Source organism: Pseudomonas sp. ADAK13 (genome assembly GCF_012935715.1).
GTDB lineage: Bacteria > Pseudomonadota > Gammaproteobacteria > Pseudomonadales > Pseudomonadaceae > Aquipseudomonas.
Genome location: NZ_CP052860.1, coordinates 4,985,148 through 5,006,166 on the forward strand (window position 1 = coordinate 4,985,148; position 21,019 = coordinate 5,006,166).

Sequence of the window (21,019 nt, forward strand, 5' to 3'; positions counted from 1 at the left end):
ATAAAGAGAGTTAGTGTTTGCTGGCGCCTGCGGCACCAATGCCGGTCATGGAGCGAATGAACTGCGCCAGGTAGCGGCCGCGCTCAATGGCGGCGCGGGGCGAACGGTCGGTGACGGAAAAGGCCCAGGCGCTGAAAAACGCCAGGCTCATGGAGAACAGGGCCGGGTTGGAGTACGGGAACAGCGCCTTGTCGTAATGCAGCACGTTGACCCACACCGCCGGGCTCAGCACCAGCAGCACGATGGCCGAGACCAGCCCCGCCAGGCTGCCGGTCACCGCGCCACGGGTGGTCAGGCCCTTCCAGTACATCGAGAGGAACAGCACCGGGAAATTCACCGAGGCGGCGATTGCCAGTACCAGGCCCGACAGGAACGCAATGTTTTGCGACTCAAACAGCAGGCCGAGGATGATCGCCAACACGCCGATGCACAGCGTGGCGATGCGCGACACGCGGATTTCCTGCTGCTCGCTGGCCTGGCCCTTGCGGATCACACAGGCATACAGGTCGTGGGACACCGCCGATGCGCCGGACAATGCCAGCCCGGCCACCACCGCCAGGATCGTCGCGAAGGCCACCGCCGAAATGAACCCGAGGAACAGGTTGCCACCCACGGCCTGGGCCAGGTGCACGGCGATCATGTTGCCGCCGCCGATGATTGCGCCATTGGCATCGCGAAAGCCTGGATCGGTGCCCACCATGACGATGGCACCGAAGCCGACGATGATCAGCAGCAGGTAGAAGTAGCCAATGAAACCGGTGGCGTAGAACACGCTTTTGCGCGCTTCCTTGGCATCGCTGACGGTAAAGAAACGCATCAGGATATGCGGCAGCCCGGCGGTGCCGAACATCATGCCAAGGCCCAGGGAAATCGCATCGATCGGGTTCGACAGCAAGCCGCCCGGCGCCATGATCGCGTTGCCCTTGGCATGCACGGCGGTGGCCCCGGCGAACATCGCTTCGGTGCTGAAACCAAAGTGCTTGAGCACCATGAACGCCATGAAGGTGGTGCCGAACAGCAGCATTACCGCCTTGATGATCTGCACCCAGGTGGTGGCGAGCATGCCGCCGAATGTCACGTAGAACACCATCAGCACGCCCACCAGCATTACCGCATACAGGTAGTCGATGCCGAACAGCAGCTCGATCAGCTTGCCGGCACCAACCATCTGCGCCACCAGGTACATCAGTGCCACGGTCAGGGTGCCGAAGGCCGAGGTCAGGCGCACCGGCGTTTGCTCCAGCCGGTAGGACACCACATCGGCAAAGGTGTATTTGCCCAGGTTGCGCAGGCGTTCGGCGATCAGGAACAGGATGATCGGCCAGCCGGCCAACACACCCAGGGCGTAGAGCAGACCGTCATAGCCGTTGAGGAACATCATCGCCGAGATGCCCAGGAATGACGCGGCGGAGATCATGTCGCCGGCGATCGCCAGGCCATTCTGGAAACCGCTCATGCCACCGCCGGCGGTGTAGAAGTCGCTGGCGGAGCGGGTGCGCAGGGCGGCCCAACGGGTGACGCCAAGGGTGAACAGCACGAACACCAGGAACATGCCGATGGCGTTCCAGTTCAATGGCCGGGACGCGCCATCGGCGGCCACCGCCAAGTCCGTGGCCAACGCCAAAGGCAGGAGAAACCACGCCACCAGCCGGCTCATGCTGCGCACTCCTGCTTGAGTTTGTCGTTCAGCGGGTCGATCACATGATTGGCGCGGTACACATAAAAGCCGGTCAGCGCGAACGCCAGCAGCACAATCACCACACCCACCAACATGCCCACGGTGGTCACGCCGCCGCTCAACGACTGCCCGAGGGTGGCCGGGGAGAACGCCACCAGCAGCACGAAGCCGAAATAGATCACCAGCATGATCAGCGACAGCGACCAGTACAGGTTCTGTTTGCGGCGTACCAACTGGATGAAGTCGGGATGTCGACGGATGCGTTCGATATCGTCGGGGGTCATGACGGTGTGCTCCTTTTTATTGTTGTGGTTGTGGTGTTGCGGCACGCGTTACAGCTGATCGAAATCCAGTACCACCTTGTCGCTGACCGGGAACGCCTGGCACGACAGCACATAGCCGGCGGCTACTTCGTAGTCTTCCAGGGCGTGGTTGCTGTCCATCTCCACTTCGCCTTCGATCACCTTGCATTTGCAGGTGGAGCACACACCGGCCTTGCACGAATACGGCAGCTCGGCGCCCTGGGCGTTGCCCGCGTCAAGAATGCTCTGGCTGTTGCGCGGCAGGTCGAAGGCCAGGGCGCGGCCATCGCTGATCACGGTGATCTGGCTGACCGCCGCATCCACTTGCCGCGCCGCTTCACGCGCCTCGCGTTTGTGCTGGCTGCCGGCGGCGGCGAACAGTTCGAAGTGAATGCGCTCGGGCGCCATGCCCTTGGCCTTGAGGCTGTCGCGCACGGTTTCGGTCATTTCCTGGGGGCCGCAGATAAAAGCCGCGTCGAGGGCTTTTACGTCGAGCCAGCGGGAGAACAGTTGCTCGCATTTGTCGGCGTTGATGCGGCCGTTGTAGAGGTCCACGTCCTGCTGTTCGCGGCTGAACACGAAGATCAGGTTCAGGCGCTGCAGGTAGCGGTTCTTCAGGTCTTCGAGCTGTTCGCGAAACAGCGCTCCCGAGCTGGAACGGTTGCCGTACAGCAGCGTCACGCGGCTATGGGGCTCGGTTTGCAGGGTGGTCTTGATGATCGACAGGATCGGCGTGATGCCGCTCCCGGCCGCAACCGCCAAGTAATTGCCATGGCGCGCGGGATCAAGGTCCACATGGAAATGCCCGGCGGGCGGCATCACTTCCAGGCTGTGCCCGGCCTTGAGCTGCTCATTGGCAAACGCCGAGAACCGCCCACCGGCCACGCGCTTGATGGCGATGCGCAGTTCACCGTCATTGACCCCGGTGCAGATCGAATAGGAGCGGCGCACTTCCTCGCCATCCAGCCGGGTGCGCATCACCAGGTGCTGGCCCTGGGTGAAGTGGAAACTGTCTTGCAGGTGCTGCGGAATCTCGAAGGCGATGGACACCGCGTCACGGGTCTCGTTGCGCACATCCTTGATGGTCAGGCTGTGAAATTTGCTCATTGTTGTTCTCCAACCAAGCGGGCCGCTGGCCCCTCAGATGCACTTGAAATAGTCGAACGGTTCGAGGCAGTCGCGGCAGCGGTGCAGCGCCTTGCAGGCGGTGGAGCCGAATTCGCTGAGCACTTCGGTGTGAAAGCTGCCGCATTGCGGGCAGGCAATCACCGGGCTTTCGCCGAGCAGGCTGCGCTTGCTGCTACTGCCTTGGGGCGGTGCGATGCCATAGGCCCGCAAGCGTTCGCGGCCACTGTGGGTGATCCAGTCGGTGGTCCAGGCCGGGGTCAACTTGCGTTCCAGTTGCGGCGCACGAAAACCCGCTTGCTCCAGGGCATCGCGGATATCGCCCTCGATCACCTCAGTGGCCGGGCAGCCGGAGTAGGTCGGCGTGACCACCACGTGCAGATGGCCGGCCTGCCAGTCCAGGTCGCGCACTATCCCCAGGTCGACCACGCTCACCACCGGCACTTCCGGGTCCATGACCTGGGCGAGGGTGGCCCACGCGGCGGCCAGGTCGGTGGGTTGCGCCGGCCGTGCGCCCTGGTCGCTGGCGATCAGCTCACCAGGTTGCATCGGGGTACGCTCGGGGCAGGAATTGCATTTCCGCCAGCAAAATCCCCAGGTGCTCGCTGTGCAAACCACGGCGGGCGTCCAGGTAGAAGTAGCTCGCGGCAGGCGGCAGGGGCAGGGTGGCGCTGGTGAAGATCTCGCTGACCTTGGCCTGCCACGCTGCGCCGACCTGGGCGGCGTCCGGCGTGATGCCGGCGGCGTTCAGGCGCTGTTCACTGTCGTCGGCGCTGGTCAGTTCCACGGTAAAGCGCCACAGCTCGGGGATCGCCGCGAGCATGCGCGTGTGGCTTTCGTCGGTGCCGTCTCCCAGGCGCTCCACCCATTCGCCGGAGCGGCGCAGGTGATAGGTGACTTCCTTGACAGCCTTGGCGGCGATGCCGGCGATACGTTCGTCACTGGACTGGGCCAGGCCGCTCAACACCGGCAAGTGCCAGGCGTCATACAGGAATTGCTTGAGGATGGTCACCGCGTAGTCGCCGTTGGGTTGTTCCACCAGCAGCAGGTTGCGATAGGCGCGCTCGTCCCGGCGGAAGGCCAGGTGATCGGCGTCGCGCCCGTCGTCCAGCAACTCGGCGGCGTACTCCAGCCAATTGCGAGCCTGGCCCACCAGGTCGAGGCCGACGTTCATCAGCGCCAACTCTTCTTCCAGCGCCGGCGCGTGGCCACACCACTGGCACAGGCACTGGCCCTGGATCAGGGCGCTGTCGCCGAGGCGCAGCAGGTATTCGATCAGATCGGTTTCAGTGTTCATGGTCGACCTCACATGTGCCCGACTTCAGCCGGCAACTCGTAGAAGCTGGCGTGGCGGTAGACCTTGTCGTCGGCGGGGTCGAACAGTGGGTCTTTCTCGTCCGGCGACGAAGCGGTGATCAGCGCCGAAGGCACCACCCACAGGCTCACGCCTTCACTGCGTCGGGTGTACAACTCCCGGGCGTTTTCGATGGCCATGGTGGTGTCGGCGGCATGCACGCTGCCCACATGCTTGTGATTCAGGCCGTGCTTGCTGCGCACGAAAACTTCAAACAGGGTCCATTCAGACATAACGGTGACTCCACATCAGGTGGCCGATCAGGCGGCGTTCTTGTTCTGTTTTTTGCGGGCGTGGGCGACGGCGGCTTCGCGCACCCAGGCACCGTCTTCAATAGCTTTGCGGCGGGTGGCGACGCGTTCCTGGTTGCACGGGCCATTGCCCTTGAGCACCTCGTAGAACTCGCTCCACTGAATCTCGCCGAAATCGTAATGGCCGCGCTCGGCGTTCCACTTCAGGTCCGGGTCGGGGCAGGTGCAGCCCAGCAACTCCAACTGCGGGATGGTCTGGTCGATAAAGCGCTGGCGCAGCTCGTCGTTGCTCTGGCGCTTGATCTTCCAGGCCATGGACTGGGCGCTGTTGGGGGAGTGTTCGTCGCTGGGGCCGAACATCATCAGCGACGGCCACCACAGGCGGTTGATCGCGTCCTGGACCATGTCTTTTTGCGCCTGGGTGCCCTGGCGCATCATGGTCAGCAGCAGCTCATAGCCCTGGCGCTGGTGAAAACTTTCTTCCTTGCAGATGCGCACCATGGCCCGGGAGTAGGGGCCGTAGGAGGTGCGCTGCAGCACCACCTGGTTGACGATCGCGGCGCCGTCTACCAGCCAGCCCACTGCGCCCATGTCGGCCCAGTTCAGGGTTGGGTAGTTGAAGATGCTGGAGTACTTGGCCTTGCCGCTGTGGAGCTTGGCGATTTCTTCGTCGCGGTCGGCGCCCAGGGTTTCCATGGCGCTGTACAGGTACAGGCCGTGGCCAGCTTCGTCCTGGATCTTGGCCATCAGCTGCAGTTTGCGTTTGAGGGTAGGGGCGCGGGTGACCCAGTTGCCTTCGGGCAGCATGCCGACGATTTCCGAGTGGGCGTGCTGGGAGATCTGGCGGATCAGGGTTTGACGGTAGGCGTCGGGCATCCAGTTCTTGGCTTCGATCTTGATTTCGGCGTCGATCTTTTCCTGGAAGGCGCGCTCCTGGTCGGACATCTCCGAGAGGTCCTTGATGCGCTTTACTCCGGTTTCTACAAGCTGTGCGTACATGGGGGGTCTCCCGCCTTGTGTTTTGTCGTAGGCATGGAGAACTTTATAAGCGATACGGAAATTAATATCAAACACAAAATTTAGTGTCGGTATTTGGTTTTGTATCGCTTTGGGTGGGGGGTATATCCGTTTCTTCGGTAACGGCTTCCTATGGTTTCGCTCTTACAGCGACTCACTTTGGAAAAGCCCCAAAGTAAGCAAAGGGCTCTGCCCCGCCTGTCGGCACCTCGCCTAGGCTCGGTGTTCCCTCACTCCGGCATTGCTCCGCGGGCCGCCGCGACGGGGCGTCCCTGCCCCGTCGCGGCTAAACCGGCGTCCTGCCGGTTTACCCGCTCCTCAATCCCTGCGTTCGGCCTCGGGCTTATTGGGGCAGTCAGATCAAGATCAAAAGCAAGAGCACAGCGGCCTACAGGCCGGCTTGAGTGGTAGAAGCCAGAGCAAAAGCCAAAGCGAAAACCAAATCTGAAACGGATGCGGCTCTGCTTTTCTGTGGGAGCTGGCTTGCCTGCGATGCAGACACCTCGGTTTTTCAGATGCACCGAGGCGAGGCCATCGCAGGCAAGCCAGCTCCTACAGTTGGACCGTGCCCGCTGTAGATTTTGATCTTGATGTTGTCTTTGCTTCACACCACTCAAGCCGGCCTGTAGGCCGCTGTGCTGTTGATCTGCTGTTGATCTTGATCTTAGGCGCCCCGTTAAACCACGCTGGCCGAACGCAGGTAGTACGGAGCGGGTAAACCGGCAGGACGCCGGTTTAACCGCGACGGGGCAGGGACGCCCCGTCGCGGCGGCCCGCGGAGTAATGCCGGAGAGAGGGCACACCGAGCCTAGGCGAGGTGCCGAGTGGTGGGGCAAGAGCGTTTTGCTTACTTTTGCGCTGTTCAAAAGTGAGCCGCTGTAAGAGCGGAACCATAGGCGGCCATCACCCAGATAACGGATATGTACACCACCCAAACGAGCAAAAAAAAGCCCCGCAAAGGCGGGGCTGAAAAGGTGCAGCAGTCATGCTTTAGGACGTCTGTCCATCACGTGGCAAGCCTTGCCCTCGGACCGCTTGATCGAATGCAGTGGCTGCAAAACGATACGCGAGCTGATCCCGATATACGTCTTGATGTGCTTGCTCAACTCACTGGACACCGCTCGCTGCTGCTCATCATTGAGATGCTGATGCTCAGCCTTGAGCTCCACATGCACATCCACGCTGTCCAGGTTCCCGTTGCGATACAGATGAATCTCATAGCACTCGGAAAGCTGTTTTACTTTAAGCACCTGCTCCTCAATCTGCGTGGGAAACACGTTAACCCCGCGAATGATCAGCATGTCGTCACTGCGCCCGGTGATCTTGTCGATACGCCGCATCGGCCGCGCAGTCCCCGGCAGCAACCGCGTCAGGTCGCGGGTGCGGTAGCGAATCATCGGTAACGCTTCCTTGCTCAAGGAGGTAAACACCAGTTCACCCATCTGCCCATCCGGCAATACCTCACCCGTCACCGGGTCAATGATTTCGGGGTAGAAATGGTCCTCCCAGATCGTCGGCCCATCCTTGGTCTCCGCACATTCCATGGCCACCCCCGGGCCCATGATTTCCGACAGCCCGTAGATATCCAGCGCAGTAATCCCCAGCCGCGCCTCGATCGCACTGCGCAGCTCGGCAGTCCACGGCTCGGCACCGAAGATCCCCAATCGCAATGCCAGCTTGTGCGGATCAATGCCCTGGCGCTCGATTTCATCGGCGATGTTGAGCATGTAGGAGGGCGTGACCATGATGATGTCCGGCTGGAAATCCTTGATCAGTTGCACCTGTTTTTCAGTCTGCCCGCCGGACATCGGAATCACCGTGCAACCCAGGCGTTCCGCACCGTAGTGGGCGCCGAGGCCGCCGGTGAACAGCCCGTAGCCATAGGAGATATGTACCTTGTCACCACGTCGGCCACCGGCGGCGCGGATCGAGCGGGCCACCACATTGGCCCAGGTGTCGATGTCGTTTTGGGTGTAACCCACCACCGTCGGCTTGCCGGTGGTGCCGCTGGAGGCGTGCAGGCGCACCACCTCGTTCATCGGCACGGCAAACATGCCGTAGGGGTAGCTGTCCCGCAGGTCGCTCTTGGTGGTGAACGGGAATCTAGCCAGGTCGTCCAGGGACTTGATGTCATCGGGGTGCACCCCCAGCGCGTCGAAACGCTGACGGTACAACGGCACATTCTGGTAGGCGTGGCGCAGGCTCCAGCGCAGGCGCTCCAGTTGATGGGCGCGCAGTTGGTCGACGCTGGCGGTTTCCAGCGGGTCCAGCACAGGGTTAAGCACGGCGTTTGGAATAGGCATGTTCATGAGTTCACTCGAATTATTTTTGTGTATCAGCCCACCGCACACCGTGGGCTTTGAGTGCATGCCCCAAGGATACCGCTAGGTTCCCCGGGAATCGCGAATCTTTAGTCGGACAACCGCTCGATGATCAGTGCGATGCCCTGGCCCACGCCGATGCACATGGTGCACAAGGCGTATCGGCCGCCACGTTCCTCCAGTTCATGCAGGGCGGTGGTCACCAGCCGTGCGCCGCTCATCCCCAGCGGATGGCCGAGGGCGATGGCGCCGCCGTTGGGGTTGACCCGTGGGTCGTTGTCCCCCAGGCCCAGCTCCCGCAGCACCGCCAGACCCTGGGCGGCGAAAGCTTCGTTGAGTTCGATCACGTCCATGTCCGCCAGGCTCAGGTTGGCCAACTCCAGCACCTTGCGGGTCGCCGGCACCGGGCCGATGCCCATGATCCGTGGCTCCACGCCGGCGGTGGCCATTGCCACCACCCGGCCGCGGGCGACCAAGCCGTGACGCTTGGCAACTTCGGCGCTGGCCAGCAGCAGGGCGCAGGCGCCGTCGTTGACCCCGGACGCGTTGCCGGCGGTGATGCTGCCGCCTTCACGGAACGGCGTGCCAAGTTTCTGCAGTTGTTCAAGGGTGGTGTCGCCGCGCGGGTGTTCGTCGTGTTCCACCACCCTGGCCGGGCCTTTGCGCTGGGGGATTTCCACCGCGACGATTTCCCTGGCCAGGCGCCCGCTGGCCTGGGCCGCCGCTGCACGTTGCTGGCTGCGCAGGGCAAATGCATCCTGGTCGGCGCGGGAGATGTTGAACTGCTCGGCGACGTTTTCGGCGGTCTCCGGCATTGAGTCGATCCCGTAGGCTTTTTTCATCAGCGGGTTGACGAAGCGCCAGCCGATGGTGGTGTCGTACAGTTGCGCGTCGCGGGCAAACGCCTGCTCGGCCTTGCCCATTACCAGCGGCGCACGGGACATCGATTCGACGCCGCCCACCAGCATCAATCCTGCCTCGCCACAGCGAATCGCCCGGGCCGCGCTGCCGATGGCGTCCAGCCCCGAACCGCACAAACGGTTGAGGGTGGTGCCCGGCACGCTCACTGGCAACCCGGCCAGCAGCGCCGACATCCGGGCCACGTTGCGGTTGTCCTCACCGGCCTGGTTGGCGCAGCCGTAGATCACATCGTCGACGCTGCTCCAGTCCACTTGCGGGTGGCGGCGCAGCAGTTCACGCAGCGGCACCGCACCGAGGTCGTCGGCGCGCACGCTGCTCAAGGCGCCGGCGTAGCGGCCGATCGGGGTGCGTACCGCGTCGATGATCAAGGCGTCATTCATTCGGATTCTCCTGCGCCAGCACCGTGCCGCGCACTTTGTAGGATTTGCCATGGAACAGCGCAATCAGCTGGCCCAGTTGGTTTTCGATACGGACGTCGTAGTTGCCGGTGCGCCCCGAGCGGCTTTGCTCGCGGCAGTCGGCACTCAAGGTGTCGCCCAGATGCGCCGCAGCGATGTAGTCGATGCTGCAGCCCAGCGCCACGGTGGCGTCGTTGTAGCTGTTGCAGGCCAGGGCAAAGGCCGAGTCCGCCAGCGCAAACAGATAGCCGCCGTGGCAGGTGCCGTGGCCCTGGATCATGTCGGCGCGCACGCTCATGCCCAGTCGCGCGCAGCCCGGCGCCACCGAGAGCAGGCGCATGCCCATGCCCTGGCTCGCGGCGTCGCGGCTGAACATCGCTTGGGCGCATTGGTTCGCCAGGTTCATGGCTTCATGGTTGGTCATGCCGTGCGCTCCCTTAGCGGCCCTTGAAGCTCGGGCTGCGTTTTTCCATGAAGGCGGCGACGCCTTCGCGGTAATCCTCGCTGCGCCCGGCCAGGCGTTGCAGGTCGCGCTCCAGCTCCAGCTGTTCGTCAAAGCTGTTGCTCAGGCTGGCATTCAGGCTGCGCTTGATCAGCGCCAGGCCGTAGGTCGGTTGGGTGGCCAGGTGGCGGGCGAGGGTCAGGGCTTCGTTGCGCAATTCGGCGTCGTCCACGCAGCGGTAGATCAGGCCCCATTGCTCGGCTTGTTCGGCGCTCAGGCGGTTGCCCAGCAAGGCCAGCGCCTTGGCCCGGGCGATGCCCACCAGGCGCGGCAACGTCCAGGTGCCGCCGGAGTCGGGGATCAGGCCGATCTTGCAGAACGCTTGAATGAAATTCGCCGAGCGCGCGGCCAGCACCAGGTCGCAGGCCAGGGGGATATTGGCGCCGGCCCCGGCCGCCACGCCGTTCACCGCGCAGATCACCGGCAGGGGCAGGTCGCGCAGTTGGCGGATCAGCGGGTTGTAGAACTTCTCGATGGACTCCCCCAGGTCCGGCACCGCACTGCCGGGCGCCACGTTGCGGTCGCTGAGGTCTTGCCCGGCGCAAAAGCCGCGGCCTTCGCCAGTCAGCAGCAATACCCGCACGTCGGGATTCTCCCGGACCTGCTGCAGCGCTTGCTGAACCTCGCCGTGCATCTGCGCGTTGAAGCTGTTGAGCTGGTCGGGACGATTGAGGCTGAGCAGGGCGACGCCGGCCTCGATGGAAAACAGGATGTGTTCGAAGTTCATGGTCGTGAGGCCCTCACGGTGCACGCTCGGCGGTCAGCCGGCTCATTATTGGATCGGCCTGGTCAGCCGGTTTTGCCGGAGTATAGCTTTAACGTGATACATAAATGCAACGATAAAATTGATTTGGTGTGTCTTGTTTTGCGATTGGTAAAAATTGATATCCCGCGATATCGGTCTGTGAGCAGCTGATAAACCCCATATTTCATTGGCTTAAACCTGATTTTTAAACGCGCTGCGCACGGTCGCCTCGGCGGTCATATCAAGCGATACGCTTTTTCAGCTTTGTGCTTGCAAAAATGATGTGATACAAAATAAGCCAAGATCGGCATCGCTTTGCGAATACGCCCTATAAGGAATTCTCCATGACCTGCTACAGTCTCGACGGCCTGACTCCGGTGGTCGACCCCACGGCCTACGTTCACCCCTCGGCCGTACTGATCGGCGACGTGATCATCGGCCCCCATTGCTATGTGGGGCCGCTGGCGAGTTTGCGCGGCGACTTCGGGCGCATCGTCCTTGAAGAGGGCGCCAACCTGCAGGACACCTGCGTAATGCACGGCTTCCCGGACAGTGACACGGTGGTTGAGCGCAACGGCCATATCGGCCACGGCGCAGTGCTGCACGGTTGCCGGATCGGCACCGATGCATTGGTGGGCATGAATGCGGTGGTGATGGACAACGCGCGCATTGGCGCTCGCTCGTTCGTCTCGGCGGCGGCCTTTGTCAAAGCCGGTTTCGAATGCCCCGAGCAGTCGTTGGTGATGGGCACACCGGCCAGCGTCAAGCGCAGCCTCAGCGACGAAGAGGTGCACTGGAAGCAAACCGGCACCCGCGAATACCAGCGCCTGGCCCAGCGTTGCCTGGAGCAGATGCACGAATGCGAACCCCTGAGCGCACCGGAAGCCGACCGGCCACGGATCAGCGACAGCGGCCTGCGACCCAAGGGCACGTGAATCGCCTGCATCCTGACGCCGCTAAAAACGGTATATTTTCTCTTTTTGCCTCGGTACGCCCATGTCGTCACTGACACCCCTGAACCAACTGATCACCCGCTTTCAGGAGCAGACGCCGATTCGCGCCAGCTCCCTGATCATCACCTTGTACGGGGACGCCATCGAGCCCCACGGCGGGACGGTGTGGCTGGGCAGCCTGATCCAGTTGCTCGAACCCATCGGCATCAATGAACGGCTGATCCGCACCTCGATCTTCCGCCTGACCAAGGAAGGCTGGCTGACCGCCGAGAAAGTCGGACGCCGCAGCTACTACAGCCTGACCGGTGCCGGGCGTCGTCGTTTCGACAAGGCTTTCAAGCGGGTCTACAGCTCCAGCGTGCCGGCGTGGGATGGTTCGTGGTGCCTGGTGATGCTCACACAGCTGACCCAGGACAAGCGCAAACAGGTGCGTGAAGAGCTGGAGTGGCAAGGTTTTGGTGCGATTGCCCCGACCGTGCTGGCCTGCCCGCGCAGCGACCGCGCCGACGTCAACGCCACGTTGCTCGACCTCGGTGCCCAGGAAGACACCATCGTCTTCGAGACCACGGCGCAGGATGTACTGGCGTCCAAGGCCCTGCGGGTGCAGGTGCGCGAGAGCTGGAACATCGAGGAGCTGGCGGCCCATTACAGCGAGTTCATCCAACTGTTCCGACCGCTCTGGCAAGCGCTTCGCGAGCAGGAACAGCTTGCGCCTGCCGACTGTTTCCTGGCACGGGTCCTGCTTATTCATGAATACCGCAAACTGCTGCTGCGCGACCCGCAATTGCCCGACGAATTGCTCCCCGGCGATTGGGAAGGCCGCGCCGCCCGCCAGTTGTGCCGCAATATTTACCGGTTGATCTACGCCAAGGCCGAGGAATGGCTGAACAGCGCGCTGGAAACTGCCGACGGCCCGTTGCCGGACGTTGGCGAGAGTTTTTACCGGCGGTTCGGAGGCCTGAAATAAGGAGCGACGCTGTTCAGGAGAACGGGTGGAGTGATGTGGCGTAGAGAATAAAAATAAGCCTGCGTGAGGCCTGAACATGATGTCTTCAATTGCACAGCGCTGTGATGGGTTCGACCAATGGATCCATCAGATCAATCAGATCTGCGGCGCGTTTGATGCGCAAATCCTGGGGGATGGTTTTTCCGGGCAGATCCGCGAATACCAGAGCGGCGCGCTGAAGCTCAGCTTTGTCGACGCCTGCCAGGCGCGGCTGTTTCGTACCCCCACGCAAATCGCGGCGGGCGAGGGCGGCAAGTACTTTGCGGTGTTCCAGCTCGACGGTACGGCCGGCATGGCCCAGGGCGACAGCAAGGCGCTGTTGCGTGCGGGCGACATCACCCTGATCGATGCCGCGCACCCCAGTGATTTCACCTACAGCGAGAACTCGCGGCAGTTGTCGCTGATCCTGCCGTCGTACCTGGTGGAGCAGACCTTGCGCTTCAACCCGGTCAAATGCGGGCACCGGATCGAGGCGACATCGCCGATGGCGATGCTCTCCCGCCAACTGATTCTGGAAGCGACCCGCCAGGACAACCTGACCTTGCAGGAAAGTGAAGCGACGCTGGAGGCGATCATCAATTTGTTGCGCCCGGCCATCAGCCAGGCGGGCGAAGGTAGCGACGCCCATGAACGGGTGTTTCGCAAGACCCTGGAGTGCATCGACCAACACATTCGCTCCGAAGAGCTGTGCCCTGAATGGCTGGCGCGGGAGGTGGGAATGTCGGTGCGCGGGCTGTACCGGATCTTTGCGCGCAAGGGTTTGGTGGTGGCGCGGTACATCAAGAACCGGCGGCTGGATTTGTGTGCCGAGTCGCTGCGCCAGTCCAGGGTGGAGGAGAAGCTTTCGGTGCTGGGGTATTCGTGGGGGTTTTCGGATTCCAGCTACTTTTCGACGGCGTTCAAGTCGCGGTTTGGCATTGCGCCGGGTGAGTACCGCAAGCAACACACCTGATCAGGGGATACGCCGATCAAAAATGTGGGAACGGGCTTGCTGTGGTGAGCGGGCTTGCCCCGCGTTGGGCTGCGAAGCAGCCCCATCAATCTGTGGTGAACCCGACGGGGGACAAGCCCCTCACCACAGCAAGCCCGCTCCCACATTTGGATCGCGTTTCGTTCAGTTGGGCATTCCGTCTTCGATCGCAATCCCTTGGGCACGCATCTCCTTGATCAACCCCGCCCGCGTCCCCGGCAGATTGAGCATTGCCTTGTGCCGCAACTCAGTCACCTCCGCCGCGCTATAAGGTTTGTAATCCACCGGCGTACTCTTGCCCGCCATCCCGTCCGGGCGCATCAGCCAGTTCAGCAGGTCCGCCAGTTGCCCATCGTTCAGCGCCGACTGTGACATCCCCGGCACGCGCACCAAAAACTCCCGGCCTCCCGGCACCTTCAGAAAGTTGCCGACAAACCCGGTCATCCTCGGCGTGTCGTTCGCCGCCGAGCCCATGCCGCTGCCCAGATGACAGCCGGCACATTGCAGCTGATAGTTGGTCGCCACGCTGTACCCGGCCTGGGCGATGGGCGTTTGCGGCGATTCATTACCTGGTGCGTGCTTCTGGTTCGGATTGGGAATCGCCCGTGCCTGGGCGAGCGGGGCGGCGAAGACACACATCAAGCTCAGCAAAAACAACGTACGCATGACAAGCCTCTTTGCACTGACCTGTGGCGAGGGAGCTTGCTCCCGTTGGGCTGCGCAGCGGCCCTAAGATCTTTGGGAGCGCTTCGCACTCCAGCGGGAGCAAGCTCCCTCGCCACAGGGGTGAGTTAAACCGCGACGCCGCGAATGATCGAGACCGTGCAGTGGTAGATGTGGGATTTAGCGGCCAGGCACCAGTTCACATCGTTGTTGTTGAACGGGCGGTACGCCGGTTCTTCACTGTCGTTACGCGTGCACGCGCACTGGGCGCAGCTTTGCTTACCGCAGCAGTCGTTATAGGAAATGATGTAGTCCTTGCCATCCGCCGGGTTGCGGCAGGTGCCGATCCAGGTCACCTGGGACGCCTCGGTGCCGGGTGGGCAGGACGTCACCGAACCGCCGCAGCAACTGCACAGGAAGCCGTCGATGGAGCAGTAGCGCCAGTAGTCGCAGCTGTTCGGGTCGCCCGGGTCACCGGCTTTCGGGTTATCGGCGGCCAGCGCCTTGCTGGTGCGGTCCAGGGGCAGCAGCAGGGGCAAGGCGGCGCCTGCGACCATCAGCGAACCCATGCGGGCCAACAGTTTGCGCCGTGACGTGGTGTCGGCCAGGCGACGGGTCGAGCGCTCGAATAACAGATCCAGCAATTTCATGAGAGTCTCCCTGCCTTAATCAGTGGCTATGGCCGTGGCTGTGGTCGTGGGGCTGCGGCTGGCTGTTGAGGTATTCCTGCAGCGTGGCGCTTTTCAGGTGTTCGACTTCGAACAGGCTGTCCAGGTGCTCGCGGGAATTGACCAGGCCCTTGGCGCGCAAGGTGCCGCTCTTGTCGATCAGCGCGGCATACGGCAGCTTGCCGATCTGGTAGGTCATGCCGACTTCCGGGCCGACCACGTAGGTGACGTCGTCCAGCTTGTGCTCGGTGATCAGCGCTTGCTGGGCTTCCATGTCGCCGTCGCTGATAAACACCACATCAAGGCGGTCAGCCTGCTCCTTGGCGATGGATTTGATCGCCGGCAACAGGGATTTGCAGATCGGGCAGGTCGGCGAGAGGAAGAACAGCAACTGGTTCTTCTCACCGGCATAGCCGAAGTTCACCGGGCGACCCTTACGGTCGGAAGCAGTGACTTGCGGCGCCGGCTCATTCACCGCCACGCCCTTGTCCACCATCAGCGCGCCGGCCGGGGCGATGCGCCCGTGCAGTACACCAATCTGGCGCACCAGGCCCATCACGGCAAACGCCAGTGCCAGCAGCAGGACCCACAGCAGTACGTTGGAAACAATCAGGCCTTCCATTGATCACCTACCAATCAGTTTGAGCAGAAGAGGGGAGTTCGCCAGCAGGCCATCGGCTGCGGCGTAAATCAGCAGCGCGACAGCGCTGGCGGCAACAGTGACGAAGCCGTCGAAAAAGCCGAGGTTACGGGCGATCGGCAACACGCTGGCCAGCAGGGCCACGGCCACCAGTGCGCCGTTGCGCAGCAGCAGGATCGGTCGCAACGGCTGCGCCTGGTCGGGCCCGGCGCAACCGCAGTCGATGTTCCGGCGACCGCGCCACAGGTTGATGCCAATCGCGGCGGCGTACAGCGCAATCAGGCCGGCGGCACTGAGGGCTGCCCAGGAACGGGTCGCCGGTACCAGCAGCGCAAAGGCAATCACCAACTCCAGTACCGGAATCACCCGGGCGCCGGGACGGATCACCGCCTCGGGCAGTAACTGGTAGTCCGCCAGTTGCCGGGCAAAGCGTGCCGGTGCGCGCAACTTGTGGGTTGCGGCACTGGCCAGCAACACCGCAATGGCGAGGGCGCTGGCAATGATGAAGATCGGGTCGATATGCATGGCCGAACCTCTTTAGTAGCTCATGATCTGGGTTGCGGTCTTCGCAACCTTGGCCATGCTACCGGTGAGTTTGTTGGTCTTCAGGTCGAAGATCTGCAGGCCGCCTTCGACGTCGGCGCCCAGCAACAGGGGCTTGTCGTCGCCGGTGGCCTGCATGCTCCAGACCGGCGTCGGGGCTTCCAGGGTGGCTATCTTCTTCATGGTCTTGAGGTCGTAGGCCCAGATGATAGTGCTGGGGTCTTCCCACTTCATCGGTTCGTGGTTGTCGTGCATCAGCACGTACAGGCGGTTGAGTTTTGGCGCCACGGCCATCAACTGCCAGCCGCCGGGTGCCCAGCCGGTTTTCTTTTCCGCGTCGGTGGTGAGTAACCACGATGGCAGGATTTTCGGGGTGTCGCCGGAGAAATCGACAGGGCGGATGGTGCCGGTGGTGGTGGTGAAGTAGTAAGTGTCACCCACATTCACCGCGCGTTCGTTGAGCTTCTCGGCGTTGGGGTCGAAGAAGTGCGTGCGGTTGCGTGAGGTTTCCTGGCCCTGGTCGTTGAGGGTGACCACTTGCAGGCTGCCGTCGCCGCACAATGAGGCGAAGCGGCGAGTGCCGACCGGGTAATTGAGCACGCAGCCCGGGATTGCGATTTCGGCGGTGACGGCGCGGGACTGGGTGTCGACCACGGTGACCGACGTCGACGGGGTGAAGTTGTAGACGTAGACGAAGCGGTCATCGCCGCTGGTTTTCAGGCCGTAGCGCTGGGTCAGGGATTCGGCGCGTTTGTTCGGGATCAGCACTTCCCACGACGGCGACAGGCTGGAGCTGTCCCAGGCGGTCAGCACGTCGGTGCGATCGCCACGGGTGCCGCGGGAATAGTAGATATCGGCGCTGTACAGGGTCTTCTGGTCGTGGCTCAGGGCCGAGGGGGCGGCGAAGCCGGTGGGCACCATGCCGAGGACGCGCTTTTTGTCGGGGTCGACGACGGTGACACGGCCGACCACGAAGCTTTCGAACTCGACGTCTACCACGAAGGCGCGGTGGGCTTCCGGCGGGAAGGCCAGGGTGGTCTGGCCGATGGTGTCTGGCGGTAAATCCGCCTGGGCGCTGTTCAAGCCGAGTACAAGCAGGCCCAGACCCAGCGCTGACTGTACGTTGATCCTGTTGCTTCGCATTAGGGGCACTCCCTGAATTATTGTGTTTTGCTAATCGCGGGTGCTTTGGCAGATTCTTGCAAGTGGATTCTGCCTTGTGGGGGGATTGCAAGAATTGTTGTGGCTGCCAAGTGGTTGTGTGTCTGTGCCAATGGTTTGGGGTGGGGTGTATATCCGTTATTTGGGTGATGGCTGATATCGGTTCCGCTCTTACAGCGGGTCACTTTTGAAAGGAGCCCAAAAGTAACCAAAAGGCTCTTGCCCCACCACTCGGCACCTCGCTTAGGCTCGGTGTGCCCTCACTCCGGCTTTGGAGCGTGGGCCGCCGCGATGGGCCATCCTTGGCCCAGCGCGGCTAACCCGGCGTCCTGCCGGGTTACCCACGCTCCAAAGCCTGCGTTCGGCCAGCGTGGTTTAACGGGGCGCCTAAGATCAAGATCAAAAGCAGATCAACAGCACAGCGGCCTACCGGCGTTTTTCAAGGTAGTTGTCGCGTTCACCGTCGTACTACGCGGCTTTTATCACCACTGTCAGCTCCCTTTCAGGGTTCAGATACACCGTCCCGATAGGGTTCCAGTTGCGTGTCTCACCTGACCATCTTTCCGGTCTTCTCTCTCTGGCTTGCCTGTATACCGCATCTCGGCGAGCCAAGATTTCCCGGTCTTTCCCTTCGTGACGTTGAGCGGGTGTCACGAAGCGGATCCGACTATGACGGTGCACGGTGTTGTACTCAGGTCATAAAATTCCTTACCCAGATACGCGCCTCATCCAGGCTGGAAAACCCGTCCTGCGGCCACTGCGGGCAGTATTTCAGCGTTCTGAACAACGATTCCGAGTACGGGTTGTCGTTACTGACCCGTGGTCTACCGCGAGACGGCGTGATGCCCAAGTCGTACATCTTGGTTAGTAGCGTTAACGATTTCATCGGCGCACCGTTGTCCGAGTGAAGCACCAACGGCTGGAGCCAACACTTTTCCTGAGTCACGCTTCGTTGCAGCAACGCGGCTGCTTTTTCACCGCTTTCTGCTTCGTAAACTTCCCAACCCACCGCCTTCCGGCTGTAGATATCCTCGATCAGATAGAGGTAGTAAAACTTTCCGCGAACCGGTGACGGCAAGTAAGTGATGTCCCATGACCACACTTGATTGGCGGCGGTCGCCGCATAAGTCGTGGGCGCCTCATGACGATGCGGCCGCTTGGCACGCGAGCGATGTTGCTGCTGACCTGCCGCGTGCAGTACGCGATAAAATGTCGCCTCCGAGGCCATGTAACGCCCCTCGTCAGCCAGCTGTGGCACGATTTGGCTCGGCGGCAGATGCGCATAGGTTTTGCTGTTGCACAGCGTCACGATACTTTGCCGTTCAAGCTCACTGAGTGCGTTGTTCGGCATCCGCCTGAGCGTCGTCGTGCGCCCATCCGCCAAGATTTCTTCCGGCAAATTCCAGCGTTGCAGTGTCCTCAGTGAAAGGCCTACCTCCTGACAAGCAGGCGCCCTGCGGGCGCCCGCCAGGATGGCTTCATTGAGCCAACCAACGAGTAAATACCGTTCTGGCAACAAGGTCAGTTGTCCTCGTCGTCGCTCCCCAGTAGGCATTGAGCTTTTTTCTCAGCACCAGTAACGCCGCCGTCTCGGCCAGCGCCGCATCCTTGCGGCGTAGTTCGCGCTCAAGCTCACGGATCCTTTTTTTATCATCCCGTGACTGCCCTGAACTCGCCGTTTTCGCAGCTGGTTTTTGGGTGCTACTGGCGATAAACGCATTACGCCAATCGGTAATCTGCTCGGGAAAAATACCTTTTCTTCGGCAATATTCACCGATCTCCAGTTCCGACAGCGAACCGGTCTCTATGATGACCGTCAGTTTGGATTCGGCTGACCAATTTTCGGCGGGTTGTTTAGCGTCGGACAATTGCGTTCCTCTGGCAGCAGCTTGTTTGCGCCAATAATGGAGAGACATATCGCTGCAACCTTCGCGGCGAGCGACCTCCGCTGCTGAAAGGCTCAGGGGCGGAAGCATCATTTTCAGCAGTGCGGCTTTACGTTCATCTGAGTAGAAAGGCATGACCATACTCTTGCCGCCCCCGAAATGTGTTCAAAAAGCGGTGGACGCGACAACTACCCTGACACCGGGGGTCAAGATCAAAATCTAAAGCCAGAGCGGGCACGGTCAAAAATGTGGGAGCTGGCTTGCCTGCGATAGCATCAACTGGTTGTACCTGAAAAACCGAGGTGTCTGCATCGCAGGCAAGCCAGCTCCCACAGAAAAGCAGACCTGCAGCAGTTTCAGATTTGGTTTTCGCTTTGGCTTTTGATCTGGCTTCTACCACTCAAGCCGGCCTGTAGGCCGCTGTGCTCTTGCTTTTGATCTTGATCTGACTGCCCCAATAAGCCCGAGGCCGAACGCAGGGATTGAGGAGCGGGTAAACCGGCAGGACGCCGGTTTAGCCGCGACGGGGCAGGGACGCCCCGTCGCGGCGGCCCGCGGAGCAATGCCGGAGTGAGGGAACACCGAGCCTCGGCGAGGTGCCGACAGGCGGGGCAGAGCCCTTTGCTTACTTTGGGGCTTTTCCAAAGTGAGTCGCTGTAAGAGCGAAACCCTAAGCCGCCGTTACCCAAATAACGGATATGCCCCCAATCTCACGCCCCCACCAACGGCAGCGAAAAACTGAAAACCGCCCCACACGGCTCAAGATTCTGCGCCCAGATATCCCCATGATGCCGACCAATAATGTTCTTGCACAACGCCAACCCAATCCCGTTACCACCCACCTTCGACGAAAAGAACCCGTCAAAGATTTTCTCCCGCGCCACAGCCTGAATCCCACGCCCACAATCCTCGACACTCAACCGCGCCACGCCTCCATCCCGACAGGTATGCAACCGCAGCACCCGACGCTCAAGGGGCAGCTCGCTCATCTCTTCGATGGCATTGAACGCCAGGTTCAGAATCACCTGTCCAATCAACACCCTCTCACACTGCACCATCAGCGGCTCCGCGCTCGGGATGATCTCCAGCCGCACCTGGCCGGGCTCGGCCCGCAGGCTGATGAAGTACTGGGTCTCGTGCAGCAACTCATTCAAGTCCACCAACTCGGCGCTCTGCTCCAGCTTGACCACGTAATCACGCACACTCTTGATGATCAATGAAGCGTGCTCCACCTGCCGCACGGCACTTTGCAGCCCCCAGTTCACCCCCTGGTCGGCACTGTGGGTATCACCCAGGCGAATCAACACCCCTTCGATAAAATTGCGGATGGCCGCCAGCGGCTGGCTCAGCTCATGGGCAATCGCCACAGCCATCTCGCCCATGGCGTTATAGCGCGCCAGATATTCAAGCTGTTGCTCGCTGACACGCCGGGCTTCCTCAGCGCGGATCAAGTCGCGCTTGACCTTGTCTTCCCGGGAAATATCGCGGAACTGCACCATCAGCACATCGCGCCCGTCCAGGTGCACCAGCGTCGCAACAGCCTCCGAAAGAATCTCCACACCGGCCTTGGAGCGGTAACACCATTCGATGGTGCGCTGGCCGCTGCGGGCCGCGCGTTCCAGCCAGCGCAGGCCGATGGACCGCTTGTACTTCGGCGCATCGCGGGTCATGTCCGGGGCTTTCAGCGGGATCAGTTCTTCCAGGGTAAAACCCAGTGCCGACAGCGCGGCGGTGTTGGCCCAGAGGATGTCCTTGCTCTGCGCATCATGAAGGATGGTGCAGATCGGCATGGCTTCGATCAGGGTGTGGAAATCATGGTGATTGGGTTGATACATCGCGTAGCCCTTGGCGGTGGAGGGGACGACTACAGTGGCAAGTTATACCGGTTTGCCTGCGCGGGCACGCTCAGAAGTTA

General features: G+C 61.7%; 20 protein-coding genes and 1 pseudogene. 3 read left to right on the forward strand and 18 right to left on the reverse strand.

What is annotated here, in order from left to right:
- Positions 1 to 10 precede the first annotated feature (10 nt).
- The 11 genes from HKK54_RS23100 to paaG all read right to left on the reverse strand — a co-directional run bounded on the left by HKK54_RS23100 (position 11) and on the right by paaG (position 10,596).
- Positions 11 to 1,657, reverse strand: coding sequence for a cation acetate symporter (locus HKK54_RS23100; RefSeq protein ID WP_178120992.1), 1,647 nt, complete (start codon positions 1,655 to 1,657; stop codon positions 11 to 13).
- Positions 1,654 to 1,962, reverse strand: coding sequence for a DUF485 domain-containing protein (locus HKK54_RS23105; protein ID WP_010173637.1), 309 nt, complete (start codon positions 1,960 to 1,962; stop codon positions 1,654 to 1,656). The genes HKK54_RS23100 and HKK54_RS23105 overlap by 4 nt, the downstream gene beginning before the upstream one ends.
- A gap of 48 nt (positions 1,963 to 2,010) precedes the next feature.
- Entirely contained in the window at positions 2,011 to 3,087 is a 1,077-nt protein-coding gene (paaE, locus tag HKK54_RS23110; protein ID WP_010173635.1) for a 1,2-phenylacetyl-CoA epoxidase subunit PaaE, read from the reverse strand.
- A 33-nt stretch (positions 3,088 to 3,120) separates the two neighbouring features.
- Positions 3,121 to 3,654, reverse strand: a complete 534-nt coding sequence (paaD, locus tag HKK54_RS23115) for a 1,2-phenylacetyl-CoA epoxidase subunit PaaD (protein ID WP_010173633.1) — start codon at positions 3,652 to 3,654, stop codon at positions 3,121 to 3,123.
- Positions 3,641 to 4,402, reverse strand: a complete 762-nt coding sequence (gene paaC, locus HKK54_RS23120) for a 1,2-phenylacetyl-CoA epoxidase subunit PaaC (protein WP_169387956.1) — start codon at positions 4,400 to 4,402, stop codon at positions 3,641 to 3,643. Before paaC ends, paaD begins: the two co-directional genes overlap by 14 nt.
- Positions 4,403 to 4,410: 8 nt before the next feature.
- Positions 4,411 to 4,692, reverse strand: a complete 282-nt coding sequence (gene paaB / locus HKK54_RS23125) for a 1,2-phenylacetyl-CoA epoxidase subunit PaaB (protein WP_003208899.1) — start codon at positions 4,690 to 4,692, stop codon at positions 4,411 to 4,413.
- A 27-nt stretch (positions 4,693 to 4,719) separates the two neighbouring features.
- The gene (gene paaA / locus HKK54_RS23130) at positions 4,720 to 5,709 is read right to left on the reverse strand and encodes a 1,2-phenylacetyl-CoA epoxidase subunit PaaA (protein WP_003208897.1); all 990 of its coding nucleotides are present in this window, start codon (positions 5,707 to 5,709) and stop codon (positions 4,720 to 4,722) included.
- Positions 5,710 to 6,710: 1,001 nt separating this feature from the next.
- Entirely contained in the window at positions 6,711 to 8,036 is a 1,326-nt protein-coding gene (gene paaK, locus HKK54_RS23135) for a phenylacetate--CoA ligase PaaK (protein ID WP_010173628.1), read from the reverse strand.
- Between the two features lie 101 nt (positions 8,037 to 8,137).
- Positions 8,138 to 9,349, reverse strand: a complete 1,212-nt coding sequence (pcaF, locus tag HKK54_RS23140) for a 3-oxoadipyl-CoA thiolase (RefSeq protein WP_169387957.1) — start codon at positions 9,347 to 9,349, stop codon at positions 8,138 to 8,140.
- A complete protein-coding gene (gene paaI / locus HKK54_RS23145; protein ID WP_169387958.1) occupies positions 9,342 to 9,791 on the reverse strand; it encodes a hydroxyphenylacetyl-CoA thioesterase PaaI in 450 nt (149 codons plus the stop codon). Before paaI ends, pcaF begins: the two co-directional genes overlap by 8 nt.
- A gap of 13 nt (positions 9,792 to 9,804) precedes the next feature.
- A complete protein-coding gene (gene paaG, locus HKK54_RS23150) occupies positions 9,805 to 10,596 on the reverse strand; it encodes a 2-(1,2-epoxy-1,2-dihydrophenyl)acetyl-CoA isomerase PaaG (RefSeq protein ID WP_169387959.1) in 792 nt (263 codons plus the stop codon).
- A gap of 362 nt (positions 10,597 to 10,958) precedes the next feature.
- Here paaG and paaY point away from each other — a divergent pair, with 362 nt between their 5' ends.
- The 3 genes from paaY (at position 10,959) to feaR (ending at position 13,525) form a co-directional block, all read left to right on the forward strand.
- A complete protein-coding gene (gene paaY, locus HKK54_RS23155) occupies positions 10,959 to 11,549 on the forward strand; it encodes a phenylacetic acid degradation protein PaaY (protein WP_010173617.1) in 591 nt (196 codons plus the stop codon).
- A gap of 61 nt (positions 11,550 to 11,610) precedes the next feature.
- Positions 11,611 to 12,534 (forward strand): phenylacetic acid degradation operon negative regulatory protein PaaX, encoded by a 924-nt coding sequence (gene paaX / locus HKK54_RS23160; RefSeq protein WP_010173615.1) that lies wholly within the window; start codon positions 11,611 to 11,613, stop codon positions 12,532 to 12,534.
- Between the two features lie 76 nt (positions 12,535 to 12,610).
- Positions 12,611 to 13,525 carry a transcriptional regulator FeaR gene (gene feaR / locus HKK54_RS23165; RefSeq protein ID WP_169387960.1) on the forward strand — a complete coding sequence of 305 codons (915 nt, stop codon included), beginning with the start codon at positions 12,611 to 12,613 and terminating at the stop codon, positions 13,523 to 13,525.
- Between the two features lie 162 nt (positions 13,526 to 13,687).
- On the opposite strand, the gene HKK54_RS23170 is transcribed toward feaR, so the two are convergent.
- The 7 genes and pseudogenes from HKK54_RS23170 to HKK54_RS23200 form a co-directional block, all read right to left on the reverse strand.
- A complete protein-coding gene (locus HKK54_RS23170; protein ID WP_169387961.1) occupies positions 13,688 to 14,209 on the reverse strand; it encodes a cytochrome C in 522 nt (173 codons plus the stop codon).
- Between the two features lie 125 nt (positions 14,210 to 14,334).
- Positions 14,335 to 14,856, reverse strand: coding sequence for a methylamine dehydrogenase light chain (locus HKK54_RS23175; RefSeq protein ID WP_003208877.1), 522 nt, complete (start codon positions 14,854 to 14,856; stop codon positions 14,335 to 14,337).
- 19 nt (positions 14,857 to 14,875) lie between these two features.
- Positions 14,876 to 15,496, reverse strand: a complete 621-nt coding sequence (gene mauD / locus HKK54_RS23180) for a methylamine dehydrogenase accessory protein MauD (protein WP_169387962.1) — start codon at positions 15,494 to 15,496, stop codon at positions 14,876 to 14,878.
- Positions 15,497 to 15,499: 3 nt separating this feature from the next.
- Positions 15,500 to 16,039: a MauE/DoxX family redox-associated membrane protein gene (locus HKK54_RS23185; protein WP_169387963.1), complete on the reverse strand. Its 540-nt coding sequence runs from the start codon at positions 16,037 to 16,039 to the stop codon at positions 15,500 to 15,502.
- 12 nt (positions 16,040 to 16,051) lie between these two features.
- Positions 16,052 to 17,200, reverse strand: coding sequence for an amine dehydrogenase large subunit (locus HKK54_RS23190; RefSeq protein ID WP_169387964.1), 1,149 nt, complete (start codon positions 17,198 to 17,200; stop codon positions 16,052 to 16,054).
- A gap of 486 nt (positions 17,201 to 17,686) precedes the next feature.
- Positions 17,687 to 19,239, reverse strand: a pseudogene (locus HKK54_RS23195) (IS3 family transposase).
- Between the two features lie 575 nt (positions 19,240 to 19,814).
- On the reverse strand, positions 19,815 to 20,939 hold the full coding sequence (locus tag HKK54_RS23200; protein ID WP_169387965.1) for a sensor histidine kinase: 1,125 nt from the start codon (positions 20,937 to 20,939) through the stop codon (positions 19,815 to 19,817).
- Positions 20,940 to 21,019 lie beyond the last annotated feature (80 nt).

Coding starts and splice junctions, on each gene's coding strand:
- HKK54_RS23100 (WP_178120992.1), bottom strand. CDS start 1,657: ATGAGCCGGCTGGTGGCGTGGTTTCTCCTGCCTTTGGCGTTGGCCACG.
- HKK54_RS23105 (WP_010173637.1), bottom strand. CDS start 1,962: ATGACCCCCGACGATATCGAACGCATCCGTCGACATCCCGACTTCATC.
- paaE (WP_010173635.1), bottom strand. CDS start 3,087: ATGAGCAAATTTCACAGCCTGACCATCAAGGATGTGCGCAACGAGACC.
- paaD (WP_010173633.1), bottom strand. CDS start 3,654: ATGCAACCTGGTGAGCTGATCGCCAGCGACCAGGGCGCACGGCCGGCG.
- paaC (WP_169387956.1), bottom strand. CDS start 4,402: ATGAACACTGAAACCGATCTGATCGAATACCTGCTGCGCCTCGGCGAC.
- paaB (WP_003208899.1), bottom strand. CDS start 4,692: ATGTCTGAATGGACCCTGTTTGAAGTTTTCGTGCGCAGCAAGCACGGC.
- paaA (WP_003208897.1), bottom strand. CDS start 5,709: ATGTACGCACAGCTTGTAGAAACCGGAGTAAAGCGCATCAAGGACCTC.
- paaK (WP_010173628.1), bottom strand. CDS start 8,036: ATGAACATGCCTATTCCAAACGCCGTGCTTAACCCTGTGCTGGACCCG.
- pcaF (WP_169387957.1), bottom strand. CDS start 9,349: ATGAATGACGCCTTGATCATCGACGCGGTACGCACCCCGATCGGCCGC.
- paaI (WP_169387958.1), bottom strand. CDS start 9,791: ATGACCAACCATGAAGCCATGAACCTGGCGAACCAATGCGCCCAAGCG.
- paaG (WP_169387959.1), bottom strand. CDS start 10,596: ATGAACTTCGAACACATCCTGTTTTCCATCGAGGCCGGCGTCGCCCTG.
- paaY (WP_010173617.1), top strand. CDS start 10,959: ATGACCTGCTACAGTCTCGACGGCCTGACTCCGGTGGTCGACCCCACG.
- paaX (WP_010173615.1), top strand. CDS start 11,611: ATGTCGTCACTGACACCCCTGAACCAACTGATCACCCGCTTTCAGGAG.
- feaR (WP_169387960.1), top strand. CDS start 12,611: ATGATGTCTTCAATTGCACAGCGCTGTGATGGGTTCGACCAATGGATC.
- HKK54_RS23170 (WP_169387961.1), bottom strand. CDS start 14,209: ATGCGTACGTTGTTTTTGCTGAGCTTGATGTGTGTCTTCGCCGCCCCG.
- HKK54_RS23175 (WP_003208877.1), bottom strand. CDS start 14,856: ATGAAATTGCTGGATCTGTTATTCGAGCGCTCGACCCGTCGCCTGGCC.
- mauD (WP_169387962.1), bottom strand. CDS start 15,496: ATGGAAGGCCTGATTGTTTCCAACGTACTGCTGTGGGTCCTGCTGCTG.
- HKK54_RS23185 (WP_169387963.1), bottom strand. CDS start 16,039: ATGCATATCGACCCGATCTTCATCATTGCCAGCGCCCTCGCCATTGCG.
- HKK54_RS23190 (WP_169387964.1), bottom strand. CDS start 17,200: ATGCGAAGCAACAGGATCAACGTACAGTCAGCGCTGGGTCTGGGCCTG.
- HKK54_RS23200 (WP_169387965.1), bottom strand. CDS start 20,939: ATGTATCAACCCAATCACCATGATTTCCACACCCTGATCGAAGCCATG.